The 15013-nt window shown below is 69.8% G+C and carries 16 protein-coding genes and 1 tRNA gene; 5 read left to right on the top strand and 12 right to left on the bottom strand.

The genetic code is table 11. The annotated features are described in order from the left end of the window. Positions 1-163 precede the first annotated feature (163 nt). Entirely contained in the window at positions 164-778 is a 615-nt protein-coding gene (locus QRN26_RS03485) for an amidase domain-containing protein (RefSeq protein WP_285035276.1), read from the top strand. 93 nt (positions 779-871) lie between these two features. On the opposite strand, the gene QRN26_RS03480 is transcribed toward QRN26_RS03485, so the two are convergent. The 6 genes from QRN26_RS03480 to QRN26_RS03455 form a co-directional block, all read right to left on the bottom strand. Further along, positions 872-1153 (bottom strand): hypothetical protein, encoded by a 282-nt coding sequence (locus QRN26_RS03480; protein ID WP_157580308.1) that lies wholly within the window; start codon positions 1151-1153, stop codon positions 872-874. Positions 1154-1238: 85 nt separating this feature from the next. Continuing rightward, positions 1239-2144, bottom strand: coding sequence for an EamA family transporter RarD (gene rarD, locus QRN26_RS03475; RefSeq protein ID WP_285035275.1), 906 nt, complete (start codon positions 2142-2144; stop codon positions 1239-1241). A 58-nt stretch (positions 2145-2202) separates the two neighbouring features. Then, positions 2203-3444, bottom strand: a complete 1242-nt coding sequence (manD, locus tag QRN26_RS03470) for a D-mannonate dehydratase ManD (protein ID WP_285035274.1) — start codon at positions 3442-3444, stop codon at positions 2203-2205. Positions 3445-3473: 29 nt separating this feature from the next. Next, entirely contained in the window at positions 3474-4865 is a 1392-nt protein-coding gene (locus tag QRN26_RS03465; protein WP_056780452.1) for an MFS transporter, read from the bottom strand. Positions 4866-4926: 61 nt separating this feature from the next. After that, positions 4927-5931 carry an L-idonate 5-dehydrogenase gene (locus QRN26_RS03460; protein ID WP_285035273.1) on the bottom strand — a complete coding sequence of 335 codons (1005 nt, stop codon included), beginning with the start codon at positions 5929-5931 and terminating at the stop codon, positions 4927-4929. Then, positions 5928-7445 (bottom strand): mannitol dehydrogenase family protein, encoded by a 1518-nt coding sequence (locus QRN26_RS03455; RefSeq protein ID WP_056780457.1) that lies wholly within the window; start codon positions 7443-7445, stop codon positions 5928-5930. Before QRN26_RS03455 ends, QRN26_RS03460 begins: the two co-directional genes overlap by 4 nt. Before the next feature lie 154 nt (positions 7446-7599). On the opposite strand from QRN26_RS03455, the gene QRN26_RS03450 reads away from it, so the two are divergent. Beyond that, on the top strand, positions 7600-8565 hold the full coding sequence (locus QRN26_RS03450; protein ID WP_056780459.1) for a LacI family DNA-binding transcriptional regulator: 966 nt from the start codon (positions 7600-7602) through the stop codon (positions 8563-8565). Between the two features lie 10 nt (positions 8566-8575). On the opposite strand, the gene QRN26_RS03445 is transcribed toward QRN26_RS03450, so the two are convergent. From QRN26_RS03445 to QRN26_RS03425, 5 genes are read right to left on the bottom strand one after another with little or no spacing between them, the layout of a single operon-like run. Continuing rightward, the gene (locus QRN26_RS03445) at positions 8576-9367 is read right to left on the bottom strand and encodes an ABC transporter permease (RefSeq protein ID WP_056780462.1); all 792 of its coding nucleotides are present in this window, start codon (positions 9365-9367) and stop codon (positions 8576-8578) included. After that, positions 9364-10323, bottom strand: coding sequence for an ABC transporter ATP-binding protein (locus tag QRN26_RS03440; RefSeq protein ID WP_056010153.1), 960 nt, complete (start codon positions 10321-10323; stop codon positions 9364-9366). The genes QRN26_RS03445 and QRN26_RS03440 overlap by 4 nt, the downstream gene beginning before the upstream one ends. Further along, complete coding sequence (locus tag QRN26_RS03435) at positions 10320-10544, bottom strand: helix-turn-helix transcriptional regulator (protein WP_056010156.1); 225 nt, start codon at positions 10542-10544, stop codon at positions 10320-10322. Before QRN26_RS03435 ends, QRN26_RS03440 begins: the two co-directional genes overlap by 4 nt. Further along, complete coding sequence (locus QRN26_RS03430; RefSeq protein WP_056010160.1) at positions 10541-10963, bottom strand: hypothetical protein; 423 nt, start codon at positions 10961-10963, stop codon at positions 10541-10543. The genes QRN26_RS03435 and QRN26_RS03430 overlap by 4 nt, the downstream gene beginning before the upstream one ends. Then, positions 10960-12057 (bottom strand): ABC transporter permease, encoded by a 1098-nt coding sequence (locus QRN26_RS03425; RefSeq protein ID WP_285035271.1) that lies wholly within the window; start codon positions 12055-12057, stop codon positions 10960-10962. The genes QRN26_RS03430 and QRN26_RS03425 overlap by 4 nt, the downstream gene beginning before the upstream one ends. Before the next feature lie 119 nt (positions 12058-12176). Between QRN26_RS03425 and QRN26_RS03420 the strand changes: the two genes are divergently transcribed. Next, the gene (locus QRN26_RS03420) at positions 12177-13346 is read left to right on the top strand and encodes a low temperature requirement protein A (protein ID WP_285035269.1); all 1170 of its coding nucleotides are present in this window, start codon (positions 12177-12179) and stop codon (positions 13344-13346) included. 58 nt (positions 13347-13404) lie between these two features. On the opposite strand, the gene QRN26_RS03415 is transcribed toward QRN26_RS03420, so the two are convergent. After that, a tRNA-Leu gene (locus QRN26_RS03415) sits at positions 13405-13491 on the bottom strand. 238 nt (positions 13492-13729) lie between these two features. Between QRN26_RS03415 and QRN26_RS03410 the strand changes: the two genes are divergently transcribed. Both QRN26_RS03410 and QRN26_RS03405 read left to right on the top strand, forming a co-directional pair. Continuing rightward, a complete protein-coding gene (locus QRN26_RS03410) occupies positions 13730-14476 on the top strand; it encodes an FHA domain-containing protein (protein WP_056010176.1) in 747 nt (248 codons plus the stop codon). Then, on the top strand, positions 14473-15009 hold the full coding sequence (locus tag QRN26_RS03405) for an FHA domain-containing protein FhaB/FipA (protein WP_285035267.1): 537 nt from the start codon (positions 14473-14475) through the stop codon (positions 15007-15009). The genes QRN26_RS03410 and QRN26_RS03405 overlap by 4 nt, the downstream gene beginning before the upstream one ends. Positions 15010-15013 lie beyond the last annotated feature (4 nt).

Below are 15013 nucleotides of genomic sequence, written 5' to 3'. Positions count from 1 at the left end.
CAACCGCGTCGTGCTGCAGATGGCGACACGACGGATCGCGTACCATCCGGGCGACACTGCATGATCTCAGATCTCGCCGCGACCGATGAACGACCCCGCGCCATCGTGTCGGACGGACCGACCCACACGGTTCCCCCAGCAGGGCACGCCTAACGTTGGTCTGATGATCGGCTCGGGAATCACACGGCGCCTCCGCGCCACGCTCGTTGCGGTCACCGTGGCGGCCGCGGCGATCGGTCTGTCGGGATGCTCACCCGAGCAGATCGAGCAGCGCTCCGACGACGCGTCGATCCAGGCGCAGCTCGACTACGTGCACGCGCACTGGAACGCCTACAACGACGCCGAGTACGGCGCCCTGCCGGACTCCGACTGCGTCAACTTCGCCAGTCAGTCACTCATTGCTCGCGGGTGGCAGATGGACGATGGCTGGTCGTTCGACACCGATGCCGACGGCGACCACGAGTATTCGGACGCGTGGGTGAGCTCGACACTGTTCGAGCGCTATCTCCGGGCCCACCCCGAACGGGCGACGGAACTCGCCGCCACCGACCTCAGCGCGTTGCAGCTCGGCGACATCGTCCAGTTCGATTGGGACGACTCCGGCGACGAGGATCACACCGGCATCGTGACGAGGATCGTCGGTGATGGTGCCGACCGGCAGGTGTACTTCGCCGGCCACACACTCGACAGCCACTACCGTTCTGTGACGAACGCGATCACCGAGACCTATCCGGGCGCGCGAGTCACCTACTGGCACCTCGCAGCGCCCGCGAGCTGAGCAGCCACTCGCGCATCCCCTTCATTCGCCCATGTTTGGGCGAACGGGCACTCCGTCGCCCAAACATGGGCGAATGAACGTTGGTGGAGCGAGTCAGAGCAGGAGTGTCGGGCGCCGGACGGCGGCCCGCTTCGCCTCGTCGAAGGTGTCGACGTGCAGCCATTCGGGCGGGCTGGGCGCCACGATGAGGACGTCGTACCCGGTGCCCTGCGCCTCCACGTAGGCGAGACGACATTCGGGCGATGACGGGTCGGCGTCGTTCGAGATCCGCCACTGGCGGGTCCCGATCGGGACGACATGATGACGCTCGGCCGAGTCCTCGACACGTGGGAACGGCGACTCGAGCGACACTGCTTGAGCATGCTTCGTAACCATGCCCTCAGGCTAGGCGGCCGAGTGGAAGGCGCCTGCAGGCTTGACTTCCCAGGTTCGCGGCGACGCGCCGATGGTGGGCCTGCACTCAGCGGCTCGGGCGGCGCACGGTCTCGAGGCCCAGCAGCACGAGGGCGAGCACGATCGGCCCGTAGACGAAGACGTCGGTGAGCGTCAGCGACTCCCCGAGGAGCAGCACCGCGACGTGCACCAGCAGCACCGGTTCCAGGTAGCTGAGCAGCCCGAAGACGCCGAACGACAGCAGGCGGCTCGCGACGAGGTAGAGCACGAGGGCGACGCCGCCGATCACGCCGAGCAGGAGGATCCCCCACCCCAGCTGCGGGTGGGCCGCCAGGACGTCGAGCGACGACGGCTGCAGGGCGAGCACGACCGCGACGGGCACCAGGACGAGCAGCTCGAAGCAGAACGCGCCGATGGAGTCGAGCCCGGCCCGGCGACGGATCGCGAAGTACACCGGGTAGCCGAGCGCGACGGCGACGGTCGCCCACGAGAGTCCGCCGGCGACCACGATCGCCGCAGTGACCCCGACGGCCGCAGCGGCCACCGCGGCGATGCGCAGTGGGGCGAGGCGTTCCCGGTGCAGGACGACGCCGACCACGACCATCGCCAGCGGCATCAGCAGGTACCCGAGCGCGAGCTCGAGCCCGTGGCCGGTCTGCGGTGCCCAGCCGAACAGCCACAGCTGTACCGACAGCAGGAGCCCGTCGAGCACGATCACCAGGACGAGGAGCGGGCGACGAGCGAGACGGAGCGCGATGTCGCGGACGTCCCGCCACCAGCCGAACACCCCGACGAGAGCGGCGAGCACCGGCACCGTGGCGATCACCCGCCAGGCGAAGATCTCGTTCGCCTCGAACGGCTCCAGCAGCGGCGGCAGGAAGAACAGCGCCGCGAACAGGAACGAGGCGACGACGGAGACGAGGACGCCGCGTGGCGTCGTCTCGCGGTGCTCAGGGGGAAGGGCGGCCGTCACGGGTCCTCACCCTATCGTCGGCCGCGCACCGGAGCTCCGGCGGCGCAGCGCACAGCCCTCACCAGTCGTGGACGGTACCGTCCGTCAGCCGGTTCACCGGGAGGTACGCCTTCGTGTACTCGAACGCCGCAGCCGCCTCCTCGTCGAGTTCGACGCCGAGGCCGGGCTGCTCGCCGGGGTGCAGGAAGCCCTCGTCGAAGGTGAACGATGTCCGGAACACCTCGAGGGTCTGCTCGTTGTGCGGCATGTACTCCTGGATCCCGAAGTTGTGGATCGCGAGGTCGAGGTGCAGGGCCGCGGCCATCCCGATGGGCGAGATGTCGGTGGGGCCGTGGATGCCGGACCGGATCCCGTAGATCGCCGCGAAGTCGAGCAGCTTCTTCATCGCCGTGATGCCGCCGGTGTGCGTCACCGCCGAACGCACGTAGTCGATGAGGCGCTCGGTGATGAGGGTCTGGTAGTCGTACACCGAGTTGAAGACCTCACCGATCGCCAACGGCGTGGTCGAGTGCTGGCGGACGAGTCGCAGGGCGGTCTGGTCCTCCCCCGGGGTGCAGTCCTCGAGCCAGAAGAGCTTGTACGGCTCGATGTCCTTCGCGAACCGTGCGGCCTCGATCGGCGACATGCGGTGGTGTCCGTCGTGCAGGATCCGGAGGCCCGTCCCGAAGTCCTCGCGGATCCGCTCGAACACGCCCGGCATGTGCGCGAGGTACCCGGCGGTGTCCCAGGACTCCTCGGTGGGCGCCGTCGCCGCCGAGCCGTCGGACGCCCGCTTCGCCGGCTCGTAGTCGTAGCGGACACCGGGACCTGCGGCGGACACCCCGTAGACCTGCCCGAGCCCCGGCACACCGGTCTGCACGCGCACGGCGGTGAAGCCGAGCTCCTGGTAGCCGGTGATCGCGTTCGCGAGCGCCTGGTAGTCCGTGCCGGAGGCGTGGGCGTACGCGCGGATGCCCGATCGGCTCGCCCCGCCGAGCAACTGGTACAGCGGCACGCCGGCCTTCTTCGCCTTGATGTCCCAGAGGGCCATGTCGACCGCCGCGATGGCCGCCATCGTGACCGGCCCACGACGCCAGTACGGCCCGCGGTACAGGTACTGCCAGGTGTCCTCGATGCGGTCCTCGTCGCGCCCGATCAGCATCGACGCGACGTGGTCGCCGAGATACGACGCGACGGCGAGCTCGCGCCCGTTGAGGGTCGCGTCGCCCCAGCCGACCACCCCGTCACTGGTGGTGATCTTCAGGGTGACGAAGTTTCGGCCGGGACTCGTGACGATGACGTCCGCGCGTTCGATGCTCATGGGGTTCCTTTCGAGGAGGTCGAGGCGGCTCAGATGGCGTCGCGCGGGTCGGTGAGGTCACGACCGGCGACCTCCGGCATCCAGATGGACGCGATGAGCGCGCAGAGGGTGAAGACGCCGAGCATGATGATGATCGGGATGAAGGAGCCGGTGGCGGCGGACACCCACGCGGCGGCGATGACGGGGCCGGCGCCGGTCGCGACGATCGCCGCGATCTCCCGGGCCATCGCCGTATAGGTGTAGCGGTTCCGCGCACCGAAGAGTTCCGGCAGGGTCAGGTTCTCCAGCGACGCGAAGCTCATCACGGCCAGGTTGTGCAGGACGACGTAGCCGACGAAGACCAGGGCGGTCTCCTTGCTGTGGATCATGAGCATGGTCGGGACGATGACGATGAGCGCGATGATCGCCCACACCATGTACATGCGCTTCCGTCCGTAGCGGTCACCGAGCCAGCCGGAGAGCGGCACGGTGATGAAGGCGACGAGCGAGGAGACGATGACGGCGTTCACGCCGATCGACCGGTCGAGCAGCAGGACGACGGTGATGTAGCTGATGAGGTACGTCTGCACGAGTCCCGAGTTGCCCGCCTGTCCGAAGCGCAGGAGGAGCGCGATGGCGAACGCCTTGATCGGCTTGCGGTTCATCGCCTCGAGGGTGCGGAGGTTGCCGGTCTCGGTCGCGAGGGCGATCGTCTCCTGCTTGGTGAGCGCCTTGCCGTCGACGACGTCGTCACGCTCCTCGAAGACCGGGCTCTCCTTGAGGTTGAAGCGGACCCAGACCGCGAACAGCATGATCACGACGCTGCCGATGAAGGGGATGCGCCAGGCCCAGGCGATGACCTCGTCCTCGCTGTACGCGAGGAGCAGGCCGGCCCACAGTGCCGAGGCGAGGAGGGTGCCGCAGTTGGTCCCGAGTGCGACGAGCGAGGCGATGATGCCGCGTCGCTTCGCTGGGGCGTATTCGGCGAGCATGACGCCGGCACCCGAGATCTCCGCGCCCGCTCCGAAGCCCTGCGCGATCCGCAGGAGCACCAGCAGGATCGGCGCGAGGAGCCCCACCTGCGAGTAGGTGGGCAGGAAGCCGATGAGCGTCGTCGACAGCCCCATGAGCAGGATCGTGTAGAAGAGGACCTTCGTCCGGCCGGTCTTGTCACCGAGCCGGGCGAAGAAGAAGGCACCGACCGGGCGGGCGACGTAGCCGACACCGTAGGTCGCCATCGCGGCGACGACGGCCATGGCCGGGTCCTCGTTGGAGAAGAAGAGGTCGGCGAACACGAGCGCGGCGGCCAGCGAGTAGAGCTGGTAGTCCATGAACTCGAGCGCGGTGCCGAGCCAGCCGGAGATGGCCGCCCGGACGAGGTCGCGGACGGAACGGTTCGCGGTCGGGTCGCCGGTGGCGACTGCTGATTTCGGGTCTGACATGAGGTACTCCTTCGGACCTACGGGATGAAGCGGGAGTGGAGGTGGAGCGGTGGGGTGCGACTCAGAAGGCGAGGAGCACCTTCGCGGAACGGGAGGAGTCGCGGGCGACGGCGAACGCGTCGACCGCCTCCTCGGCGGGGAGGACGTGGGTCACGACACGGTCGAGGAGGTCGCTCTCGGCGAGGAAGGCGATCGCCTCGTCGATCTCGGTCGAGAACCGGAACGCACCGCGGATGGTGAGTTCCTTGGCGAGCATCGGCGCGAGGTTGATCGGACTGGCGGCGTCGGGGAGCATGCCGACCTGGACGATCGTTCCGGCTCGCTTCGCCGCGCGGACCGCCTGGGTGAGGGCGACGGGCGCACCGGAGCATTCGAAGACGACGTCGGCGGACTCGTCGGCGACGGTGTCGCGTCCCACGAGGAGGAGCGTCTCCGCCCCGACCGTGGCGGCGCGGTGGAGGGCCTCCTCCCGCATGTCGCTCGCCGTGACCGCGGTCGCTCCGGCACGCACGGCGGCGGCGATCACGAGCAGGCCGATGGGGCCGGCACCGAGGACGAGGACCCGGGCGCCGCGGAGGTCCCCGGCGAGTCCGACCGCGTGCATGGCCACGGCCAGGGGTTCGGCGAGCGCCGCGCGCTGGAGCGGGAGCGCTTCGGGCAGGACGCGCAGCATCGACCGTTCGACGATCAGGTACTCCGCTGCGCCACCCTGTCGGTGCGGGTCCGCTGCGGCGCTGCCGAGGTAGTCGCCGCCCGGTCGCAGGTGTGGGCGGTCCTCGAGCCCGGGCAGGCTGGGGCCGTAGCGGGCGGGGTGCACGGTGACCCGGGTGCCGGGGGCGAGCTGACCGGACGGGTCCGCGTCGACCTCGGCGGAGAGTTCGTGGCCGGGCGTGAGGGGTTCGCGGATGACGTACTCGCCGTTCGCGCCGTGGAAGTAGTAGTGCAGGTCGGATCCGCAGATGCCGACGTACCGCACCCGGAGGCGGACCTCGCCGTCGCGGGGTTCCGGGGTGTCGGTGTCCTCCCAGCGGATGTCCTCTGCGCCGTGGATCGCGAGCGTCTTCATCGGAGGGCTCCTGTCGTGGTGGTCGGTCGGGCCGTGGCGGCGACGCTGTCCTGGATCGCCGCGTCGACGCCGTGTCGCGCGATGGTGTCGATCAGCTCGCCGACCCGGGCGATGAACGCCGGTCGCTCGGCGAGCTCCTGTCCGAAGAGGTGGAGGCCGGCGATGACCCGGTGGGCGAGCTGCGCGCCGTCCGTCGAGGCGTCCGCGAGGCGGGCGAGTTCCTCGCGGGCCGGGTCGACCATGGCCCGCGCGTGCGGACCGGGGTCGAACCCGGGCATCGGGGCGATGCAGGACAGGTAGGCCGCGACGGTGAGCGCGATGAGATGCGGTGTCGATCCGCTGTCGAGGCTGCGGAGGGCGGGCTCCGGGATGCGCTGGCGGAGTTTCACCGAGCCGTCGGTGCCGACCTGCGCGGTGCGGTGCCCGAGGGCGTGGTTCGCCCATCGTTCGAAGAGCTGCGCTTCGTAGGTGTCCACGTCGACTCCGGCGGGGAATCGCACCGAGGGTTCGTATTCGTGGTGGAGGATCGACCGCGCAGCCGATTCCACGTCGGGCATGGCGATCGCCTCGGAGATCGTGGCCGCCCCGCGGAGCGCGCCGAGGTAGGCGATGAGGGAGTGCGTCCCGTTCAGCAGCCGCACCTTCATCTGCTCGTACGCGCCAACCTCGTCGGTGAACACCGCCCCGCCGGCCTCCCAGGCGGGGCGTGCGGCGGCGAAGCGGTCCTCGATCGCCCACATGGTGAACGGTTCGGCGGAGACGGGCGATTCGTCACGGACGCCGAGGCGCGCCGATACGAGGTCGCGCAGCTGGGCGGTCGTGGCGGGCACGATGCGGTCGACCATGCTGGAGGGGAAGGCGACGGCACTGTCGAGGTAGGCGAGCGCCTCCGCACCCTCCGAGCCGGGCAGTTCGCCGAGGAAGGTCCGGACGAGCGCCTCGGTGCGGGCCCCGTTCTCGCTGAGGTTGTCGCAGCTGAGGATCGTCACGGGGGCACCGTTTCCGGATGCGCGCCGCTGCAGTCCGCGCGCGAGCTGGCCGATGGTGGTCCGGGGTGCACCGCCGCGCAGGTCGGCGGCGATGAGCGGGTCCGAGAGGTCCAGTAGGCCCGTCGACGGTGAGGTGCTGTACCCGTGCTCCGTCACGGTCAGCGTCACGACCCGGATGCGCTCGTCGGCGAGACCGGCGACGACACGTTGGGGGTCCGCTGCGGCGACGAAGACGTCGGTGTGCACGGCGGGCACGGTGATGGCCGTCCCGCTGGGCGAGATCTCGGCGACGGCGTAGCGGAGGTCCTGCGCCTGCATGGCGTCGACGACCGTGCGGGAGCGTGAGGCGACACCGATGATGCCCCAGTCGTCACCACCGGCACGCAATGCTGCAGCCGTGTACACGGCCTGGTGGGCCCGATGGAAGTTGCCGAGGCCGAGGTGCAGGACACCGGCTGCGGAGGGTACGGGGTGTCCGGGCTGCGGGGCGGAACCGGCACCGAGTCGCCCGATCGGGCCCGTCATCGCGTAGCCTCGGGGCGCTGCAGCATCGGCTGGCGGAGATCCGCATCGATCGTCATGAAAGCGATTCTGATTGGTTTGTACAAAGTTTGTCAAGTAGTTTCATGGCGCGGGCATGCCGCATCATGAGTAGACCAGACCCCGCGAAGGATCAACCGTGACCGCCACCCTGACCGATGTCGCCCGTCACGCCGGCGTCTCCATCGCCACCGCATCGCGGGCCTTCGGCGAACCGGACCGACTCGCCGACGCGACGCTGGAACGGGTCCTGAGCGCGGCGGCGGACCTCGGGTACGCCAACCCCAACGGCGCGACGACGGAGAAGACCTTCGGCGTCATCGTCCCCGACGTCGCGAGCCCCGTGTACGCGACACTCCTGAAGGGTGTCCACGCCCAGGCCTGGCAGGGACGCCACCGCCCGGTGTTGTTCGACACCGATGAGGACCTGCATCGGGAGCACGAACAGCTCGAACTGGCGCGGAAGCTCAACGGGATGCTCCTCTGCTCCCCCCGCCTCCCCGACGACGAGATCCGCGCGCTCGTGGGCGACACCCCCGTCGTGGTGGTCAACCGCATCATCGAGGGTCTGCCGTACGTGGTGATGGACACGGAGAGCGGTCCCCGGCAGGCGGTCGAGCACCTGGCAGCCCTCGGACACCGGCACATCGCCTACGCCGCCGGCCCCGAACACTCCTGGGCGGATCTGCGTCGTGGGGACGCCGTCGCCGCGGCGTGCGCCGTCCTCGACATCGAGTTCACCCGCCTGGGTCACCAGGCGGCGTCGATCCAGGGCGGCCTGGCCGCAGCGGCGACGATCGTCGCGAGCGGTGCGACCGCGGTCGTCGCCTACAACGACCTCGTCGCCCTCGGCATCGAATCCGGCGTCAGGACCCTGGGCAAGCGGTGCCCGGAAGACCTCAGCATCATCGGCACGGACGACATCGAGATGGCCTCGATCCGTCAGCCCGGGCTCACGACCGTCCGACTCGCCATCAACCGTTGCGGATCACTCGCGGTCGAGGTCCTCGTGCGCGCCATGGCCGGTGCCGCCCCGCGGTCGGTCGCGAGTCTGGATTCGCAGCTCATCGTCCGCGAGTCGACGGCGCCACCGCGACGGTCCTGACCCGCCGGCATCACGCCAGGCGTTCGCGCCCACCCCAGCGGTGGAGTCGTCCGACGGCGAGACCCGCCACGAGCGCGCAGGCCGCCAGGAGCCCCCACATCACCGCGAGCGGTGCCGGTGGCGGCGTCTGCGAGAGGATCGCGTCGAGCGTGCCGACGATCCACGTCGAGGGGAGGACGCGGAAGATCCCAGCGGCCCACTCGGGGAGGACCGAGAGCGGGAAGAGCGCCCCGGACGTCACGAGGGCGAGCATCGGCAGCAGGTACGCCAGCTGCATCGCGACATCCGGGTTCGACAGCCGGGTGGCGAGCAGGTATCCGAGCCCGAGCAGCATGGCACCGCCGAACAGGACCGTGACCGCGACGGCCACGAGGTCGCCGAGCGGACGCTCCGGCGACGTCCAGGCCGCGAGGGCGACGATCACGACCGTCTGCCCCACGACCACGCCGAGGCGGATCGGCAGGTGCCCGAGCAGGTACGCGTCATGACGCGCCGGCGTCGTCGACAGGGCGCGCAGCAGGCTGGTACCGCGATGCCGGACGAGCGGGACCGTGGTGAGCATGAATGCGACCGCCATGAGCCCGGTCGTCGCCACCAGGGGCAGGCCGCGCTCGAGTACCCCGGCCGGGGCTCCACCGGCTCCCGCCACGATGACGTCGACGCCCCAGAGCAACCCGATCAAGCCGAGGAAGCTGGCCACGAGGATGATGGCCGAGCTCGGGTCCCGGAGGAGGTCGCGCGCGTGGGCCGTGGTGAAGCTCCGAAGCTGCGACCGGAACGTCTGCATCGTGCTCGTGCTCACCGCTCGTGCGCCCGCTCGCCCTCGGCCGAGGATCGCGGGCGGTTCGCGAGGTCGATGAAGAGGTCCTCCAGCGAGCCGTGCGCGACGCGGAACCCCCGCGGCCGGAGGCCGGTGGAGAAGGTGAGTCTGCGGAGGACGGCGTCGGGATCGTCGGTCACGACCTCGACGAGGCTGAGCGCGCCCTTCGCCGTCACGGTGATCGCACCGGGGATGTCGTGGGATTGCAACTCGGCGACCGTGGTCGCATCGGGGATCTCGAACGTCACTGTCGCCGTGGAGGCGTGCTCCCGGACCAGTGTCTCCGGCTCCCCCATGGCGGCGATCGACCCGTCCACGAGCACCGCGATCCGGTCGCAGACCTGCGTGGCCTCGTCCATGTGATGCGTCGACAGCAGGATCGTGGTGCCACGTTCCTGCTGGCGCCGGATGATGGACCACAGGTTGCGGCGAGCCTGTGGGTCGAGTCCGGCGGAGGGTTCGTCGAGCACCACGATCTCGGGGTCGCCGATCAGGGCGATGGCGATGAGCAGGCGCCGCTCCTGCCCGCCGGAGAGGTGCTTCACCCGCCCCCGGCGGGCGTCGCCGAGCTCGAGTTCGTCCAGGACGTCCTCGGGCGGGCGGACGCGGGCGTGGAACGAGGCGAAGAGCTCGAGCGTCTCCGCGACGGTCAGCGTCGGGAACAGCGTGGCGGCCTGCGGCTGCACCGCCAGGCGCTCCGTCACGAAGCGGCGGTCGCTCGCGGGGTCGTGGTCGAGCACCCGGACGGTTCCGGCGCTGGGTCGCCGGAGTCCGACGATGGTCTCCAGCGTGGTGGTCTTCCCGGCACCGTTCGGCCCCAGGAGTCCGAACACCTCGCCCTCCCGGACGCTCAGGGAGACGTCGCGCAGGACGGTCCGGTCTCCATAGTGCTTGCTGAGCCGATCGACGGTGATGACAGCTCTGGCGTGGTCGTTCATCGTCGTCCTCCAGACGGCGGGGCATCGTGTTCGCCCGGGAAGAAGATCTCCTCGATCGGGCGCGCGAGGAGGGCGGAGACACGGAACGCCAGGGGCAGCGACGGGTCGTAGCGGCCGGTCTCGAGGGCGTTCACGGTCTGCCGGGAGACCCCGAGGGCCTCAGCGAACTGGACCTGGGTCCATCCGCGTTCGGTGCGCAGTGCGCGGACGTCGTTCTTCATCGGTTCGCCCGGAACGAGAGGACGCCGATGCTGACGCCCCAGACCGCCATCCCGCCGATGAACACCCACCACTCGGGCTGATCCACGACGATCGCCGCGGTCGAGAGGAACACGATCACGAGGCTGATCAGCATCGCCGCGCCGAACCCGATCGCGAGGCTCAGGAGCAGGAGTCCGCGTTGCAGCTCGTCGACACGGCCGACGTGGCGGATCAGCGCGACCGCGATCCAGACCACGGGGACGAGTGGGACGAGCGCGACGACCACGCCTGCGGCGGAGCCCGGTTCGGTCCGGACGATCTCCGGCAGGAAGAGGAAGGTCACGAGGAAGCCGATGGCCCCGGCCGCGATCTCCCACAGGTACCGCAGGGACGCTCGTCGCTCCTGCGGGGTCGATCCCCGGTCGGTGTTCGCTCTCATGCTGTGACCTCGCTTCGTGTGTCGGATGTCTCGGATGTCTCTGATGTCTCTGTCGCGCCCGGCCGGCGTTCGGACTGATCCCACTCGAACCGCCGCACGGCGAGCGCCCCGGCGGCGACGGTGACGACGGCCATGAGCCCCCACAGCGCCGGCACGGGCAGGAAGGGTTCGGCCCCGGTCAGGGAGGCGCTGGTGGCGGCCACGAACCAGGTGGTCGGCAGGCAGTTCATGACGACCTGCACCGCAGCGGGCAGGATCGCCTGCGGCAGCAGCCCTCCGGACGCGAAGACGAGTCCGAGGGTCACCATCACCATCGTCTGCTGGGTCGCCTCGGCGTTCCGCGATCGGGCGGCGGACGCCAGCGCGACGGCGAACAACATCGTCGTCCCCAGGAGGAAGGACGTGCCGAGGGTCAGCAGGTCGAGCCCGTCGACGTACCGGCGCCACACCGCGATCCCGGCGGTCAGGAGCAGTACGCCGACGGCGACCAGCGCGCGGAGCGGGAGCTGTGCGAGGAGGAAGGTCGAGCGCCGGAGGGGTGTCGTGCCGAGCAGACGGAGGAGTCCGCGCTCCCGCATCGCGACCAGAGGGACGGTCGTCCCGATGAACGCGACGCTCGCGACCCCGACCAGGACCACGATCCCGAGGTTCTCCTGCAGGGGGTCGAGCTCGGCGTCGCCCTCGTCGTCCACCACGGTCACGGCGTCGGCACGGACGCCCGCGTCGCGAAGGCCCAACCAGATCGGATCCCAGGCGGCCTGGTCGGACGCGTCGAGGACGACCAGCGCCCGACCATCGACGACCGTCACGACGGTGTTCCGCTCGGGTGCGTCCTCGGCGACCACGCGGACGCCGGCCCGTTCGAGGGCGGACGCGATGCGGGGGTCCGCAGCATCCACGGAGGCGACCGGAGCGGGCCCGAGCACGACGAACGCCAGCCACATCGACACGTAGATCACGAGGATGATGCCCGTCATGAACCACATCGAGACCCCGGTCAGGGGATTCCTCAGCACGTCGCGGGCACTCATCGCGGCGAGCCGCCGGAAGGCTTCGCGGCCGTGACCCTCGCGTCCGCCGGTCGCGGGCCTCATCGGGGCACCTCGACGGTGAGGACCGGAGTGACAAGGAAACCTGACATGCGTCAAGTGTGCTTGTCATCCCTGGGAGTGTCAAGTGCCCTTGGCATCCGTTGAGGCGGCACACTGAGACCATGCTGAACCGACTGGGCCTCCTCCGCATGTCCGGCCGCGACCCCGGCGAGGGCCACCGCGTCGCGAGTCCGCTCGAGTTGCTCTTCGACCTCGTCTTCGTCGTCGCGGTCTCGCAGGCCTCGCAGAACCTCCACCACGGCATCGTCGAGGGCCACGCCGCGGAGACGACCATCTCCTACGCGATGATCTTCTTCGCCATCTGGTGGGCGTGGATGAACTTCACCTGGTTCGCCTCCGCGTTCGACACCGACGACTGGCTCTACCGACTGACGACCATCGTGCAGATGGCGGGTGTCCTCGTGCTCGCGGCCGGCGTGCACGACGCCATGGTGGAGGGTGATTGGGCGATCATCACCGTCGGCTACGTCATCATGCGCCTCGCGATGGTGGCGCAGTGGCTCCGGCTCGCGCTCTCCGACCCGGAGCAGCGGGCCGTCGCCCTCCGGTTCGCCATCGGCATCAGCCTGGTGCAGGTGCTCTGGGTGGCCCGCCTGGCCCTGCCGGTCGAGGGGCAGTTCTGGACCTTCTGGCCCGCGATGCTCCTCGAGGTACTGGTGCCCGTGTGGGCCGAGCGTGTCCACCGCACGCCGTGGCACCCCCACCACGTTGCGGAACGCTACGGCCTCTTCACCCTGATCCTGCTCGGTGAGAGCCTGCTCGGCTCGGCGAACGCCATCATCGACGCCGCCAACGCCGACCGCCGCATCGACGGTCTCGTCGGCCTCGCCGTCGCCGGGATCGTCCTCGCGGCCGGCATGTGGTGGATGTACTTCAGCCGCGAGCAGGCTGATCGACTGACGTCAGCCCGGCAGGGCTTCACCTTCGGGTACGCGCACTACTTCGTCTTCGCCGCCGCCGGAGCCGTCTCGGCGGGGATCGAGGTGGAGCTCGACCTCCTGACCGAGGCCGGCGAGCATCTCACCGCCGCCGACGCCTCGTTCTCGCTCACGGTGCCGGTCACCGTGTTCATGGTCGCGGTGTGGTTCGTCCTCCTCCGCGGGCGGATCTCCACCGGAGCCTCCGCGCTGTTCCTCGTCGCTGCGGCGGTCGTCCTCGCGTCGGCGGCACTCCCGATCGTGACCGTGCTCGGGACAGCGACGGCGGTCGGGGTCGCGGTCGTCGTCCTCGAGGTGCAACGAGTCCGCGAGCGACCGGAGCATGCTCGCTGAGCGACCCCGGACACGACGAAGGCCCCCGATTCCTCGAGGGCCTTCGTGTCACATCCACTGGTGCGCGAGGCGGGACTTGAACCCGCACGCCCTTTCGAGCACTGGCACCTGAAGCCAGCGCGTCTGCCAATTCCGCCACTCGCGCGAGACACCAGACGTCACCGCTCTCGCGGCAACTTATCGAGGATAGCACGCGGAACCCACGGCGGAGAACACCGGAGATCCGCGCCAGGGCGGGACGAAACGGCCGCGACGCTCCTCCACAACGCCCGATCCCGGCCTGCCGAGCGGGTGAACACCTGTCGTCGGCACCGGCGTCGATTGGCCTCCTGTACAGCCAAACCGTCTAACATTGCCAGGACACCGACACGAATCGAGAGACCGTGGGCATTCTGGACAACTTCGAGAAGGGACTCGAACGCGCCGTCAACGGCGCCTTCGCGAAGACCTTCAAGTCCGGACTCCAGCCGGTCGAGATCACGAGCGCCCTCCGACGCGAGCTCGACACCAAGGCCGCCGTCGTCTCCCGCGACCGCATCCTCGTGCCCAACAAGTTCACCGTCCGCATGTCCCCCACCGACTTCGAGCGCATGGACGCCATCGGGCCCTCGCTCATCGACGAGCTCGGTTCGCTCGTCCAGAAGCACGCGAAGAGCCAGGGGTACTCGTTCCCGGGAGCCGTGACCATCCGGCTGTCCGGCGACCGCTCCCTGCCCGACGGCCTCGTCCAGATCGACAGCGTCAACCTCAAGGGCTCCGTCACCTGGGCGCCCGTGCTCGACATCGGTGGCAAGCGCTACCCGATCACGCAGGCCCGCACCGTCATCGGCCGTGGCACCGAGGCCGACATCACCATCCCCGACACGGGCACGTCGCGGAAGCACGTCGAGATCCTCTGGGACGGCAACGCCGGACAGGCGCGCGACCTCGGCTCCACGAACGGCTCGAAGCTCAACGGTCAGCCCTTCCGCCAGGCGGCACTCTCCCCCGACGCCGTCATCGAGATCGGCCGCACCCGGATCGTGTTCCGGGTCGTGGCCCAGGCCGCCGGATCGGACCGACGGATGAGCGACGCGACCCGGCGTCACGACGTGTCGTCCTTCAGCGACTCGTGGGGAGACGGCGCGTGAGCGAACTGACCCTGCTGGTCCTCCGCATCGGCTTCCTGCTCCTGCTCTGGACGTTCGTCTTCGGCATCGTCTACGCCCTCCGCACCGACCTCTTCGGTCCGCGCACCCGCAAGCCGCAACCGCAGGCGTCCAACGGCGCGCCGGCCACGCCACCGCAGCCGATGCGGGCCGCGACCGCACCGGCTCCCAGCCGGCCGACGTCGAGCGGCTCGAGCGGCACGCCCGCGCGTGCGACGGTCGACAACACGTCCCGCCTCGTCATCGTCTCCGGTCCGAAGCAGGGCACCGAGCTGCCCCTCGGACGCGAGCCGATCACCATCGGCCGCTCGGCCGATTCGGGACTCATCATCCGCGACGACTACACCTCGACCCATCACGCACGCCTCATGCTCTGGAACGACGAATGGATGGTCCAGGACCTGGATTCCACCAACGGCACGTTCCTCGCCGGCAAGCGCGTGAGTGTCCCGACGCAGATCCCGCTCGACACCCCCGTCAAGGTCGGCCAGACCAGTTTCGAGCTGCGGCGGTAACCCG

Source organism: Plantibacter sp. ME-Dv--P-095, from assembly GCF_030209365.1.
Classification (GTDB): Bacteria; Actinomycetota; Actinomycetes; order Actinomycetales; family Microbacteriaceae; genus Plantibacter.
The sequence above is the reverse complement of the archived record's forward strand: the minus strand, read 5'-3'. Positions and strand labels throughout refer to the sequence as shown.

Bases quoted from the DNA above. Each gene is read 5' to 3' on its own strand.
- QRN26_RS03485 (WP_285035276.1), top strand. From the start codon at position 164: ATGATCGGCTCGGGAATCACACGGCGCCTCCGCGCCACGCTCGTTGCG.
- QRN26_RS03480 (WP_157580308.1), bottom strand. From the start codon at position 1,153: ATGGTTACGAAGCATGCTCAAGCAGTGTCGCTCGAGTCGCCGTTCCCA.
- manD (WP_285035274.1), bottom strand. From the start codon at position 3,444: ATGAGCATCGAACGCGCGGACGTCATCGTCACGAGTCCCGGCCGAAAC.
- QRN26_RS03465 (WP_056780452.1), bottom strand. From the start codon at position 4,865: ATGTCAGACCCGAAATCAGCAGTCGCCACCGGCGACCCGACCGCGAAC.
- QRN26_RS03460 (WP_285035273.1), bottom strand. From the start codon at position 5,931: ATGAAGACGCTCGCGATCCACGGCGCAGAGGACATCCGCTGGGAGGAC.
- QRN26_RS03455 (WP_056780457.1), bottom strand. From the start codon at position 7,445: ATGACGGGCCCGATCGGGCGACTCGGTGCCGGTTCCGCCCCGCAGCCC.
- QRN26_RS03440 (WP_056010153.1), bottom strand. From the start codon at position 10,323: ATGAACGACCACGCCAGAGCTGTCATCACCGTCGATCGGCTCAGCAAG.
- QRN26_RS03435 (WP_056010156.1), bottom strand. From the start codon at position 10,544: ATGAAGAACGACGTCCGCGCACTGCGCACCGAACGCGGATGGACCCAG.
- QRN26_RS03430 (WP_056010160.1), bottom strand. From the start codon at position 10,963: ATGAGAGCGAACACCGACCGGGGATCGACCCCGCAGGAGCGACGAGCG.
- QRN26_RS03425 (WP_285035271.1), bottom strand. From the start codon at position 12,057: ATGAGGCCCGCGACCGGCGGACGCGAGGGTCACGGCCGCGAAGCCTTC.
- QRN26_RS03420 (WP_285035269.1), top strand. From the start codon at position 12,177: ATGCTGAACCGACTGGGCCTCCTCCGCATGTCCGGCCGCGACCCCGGC.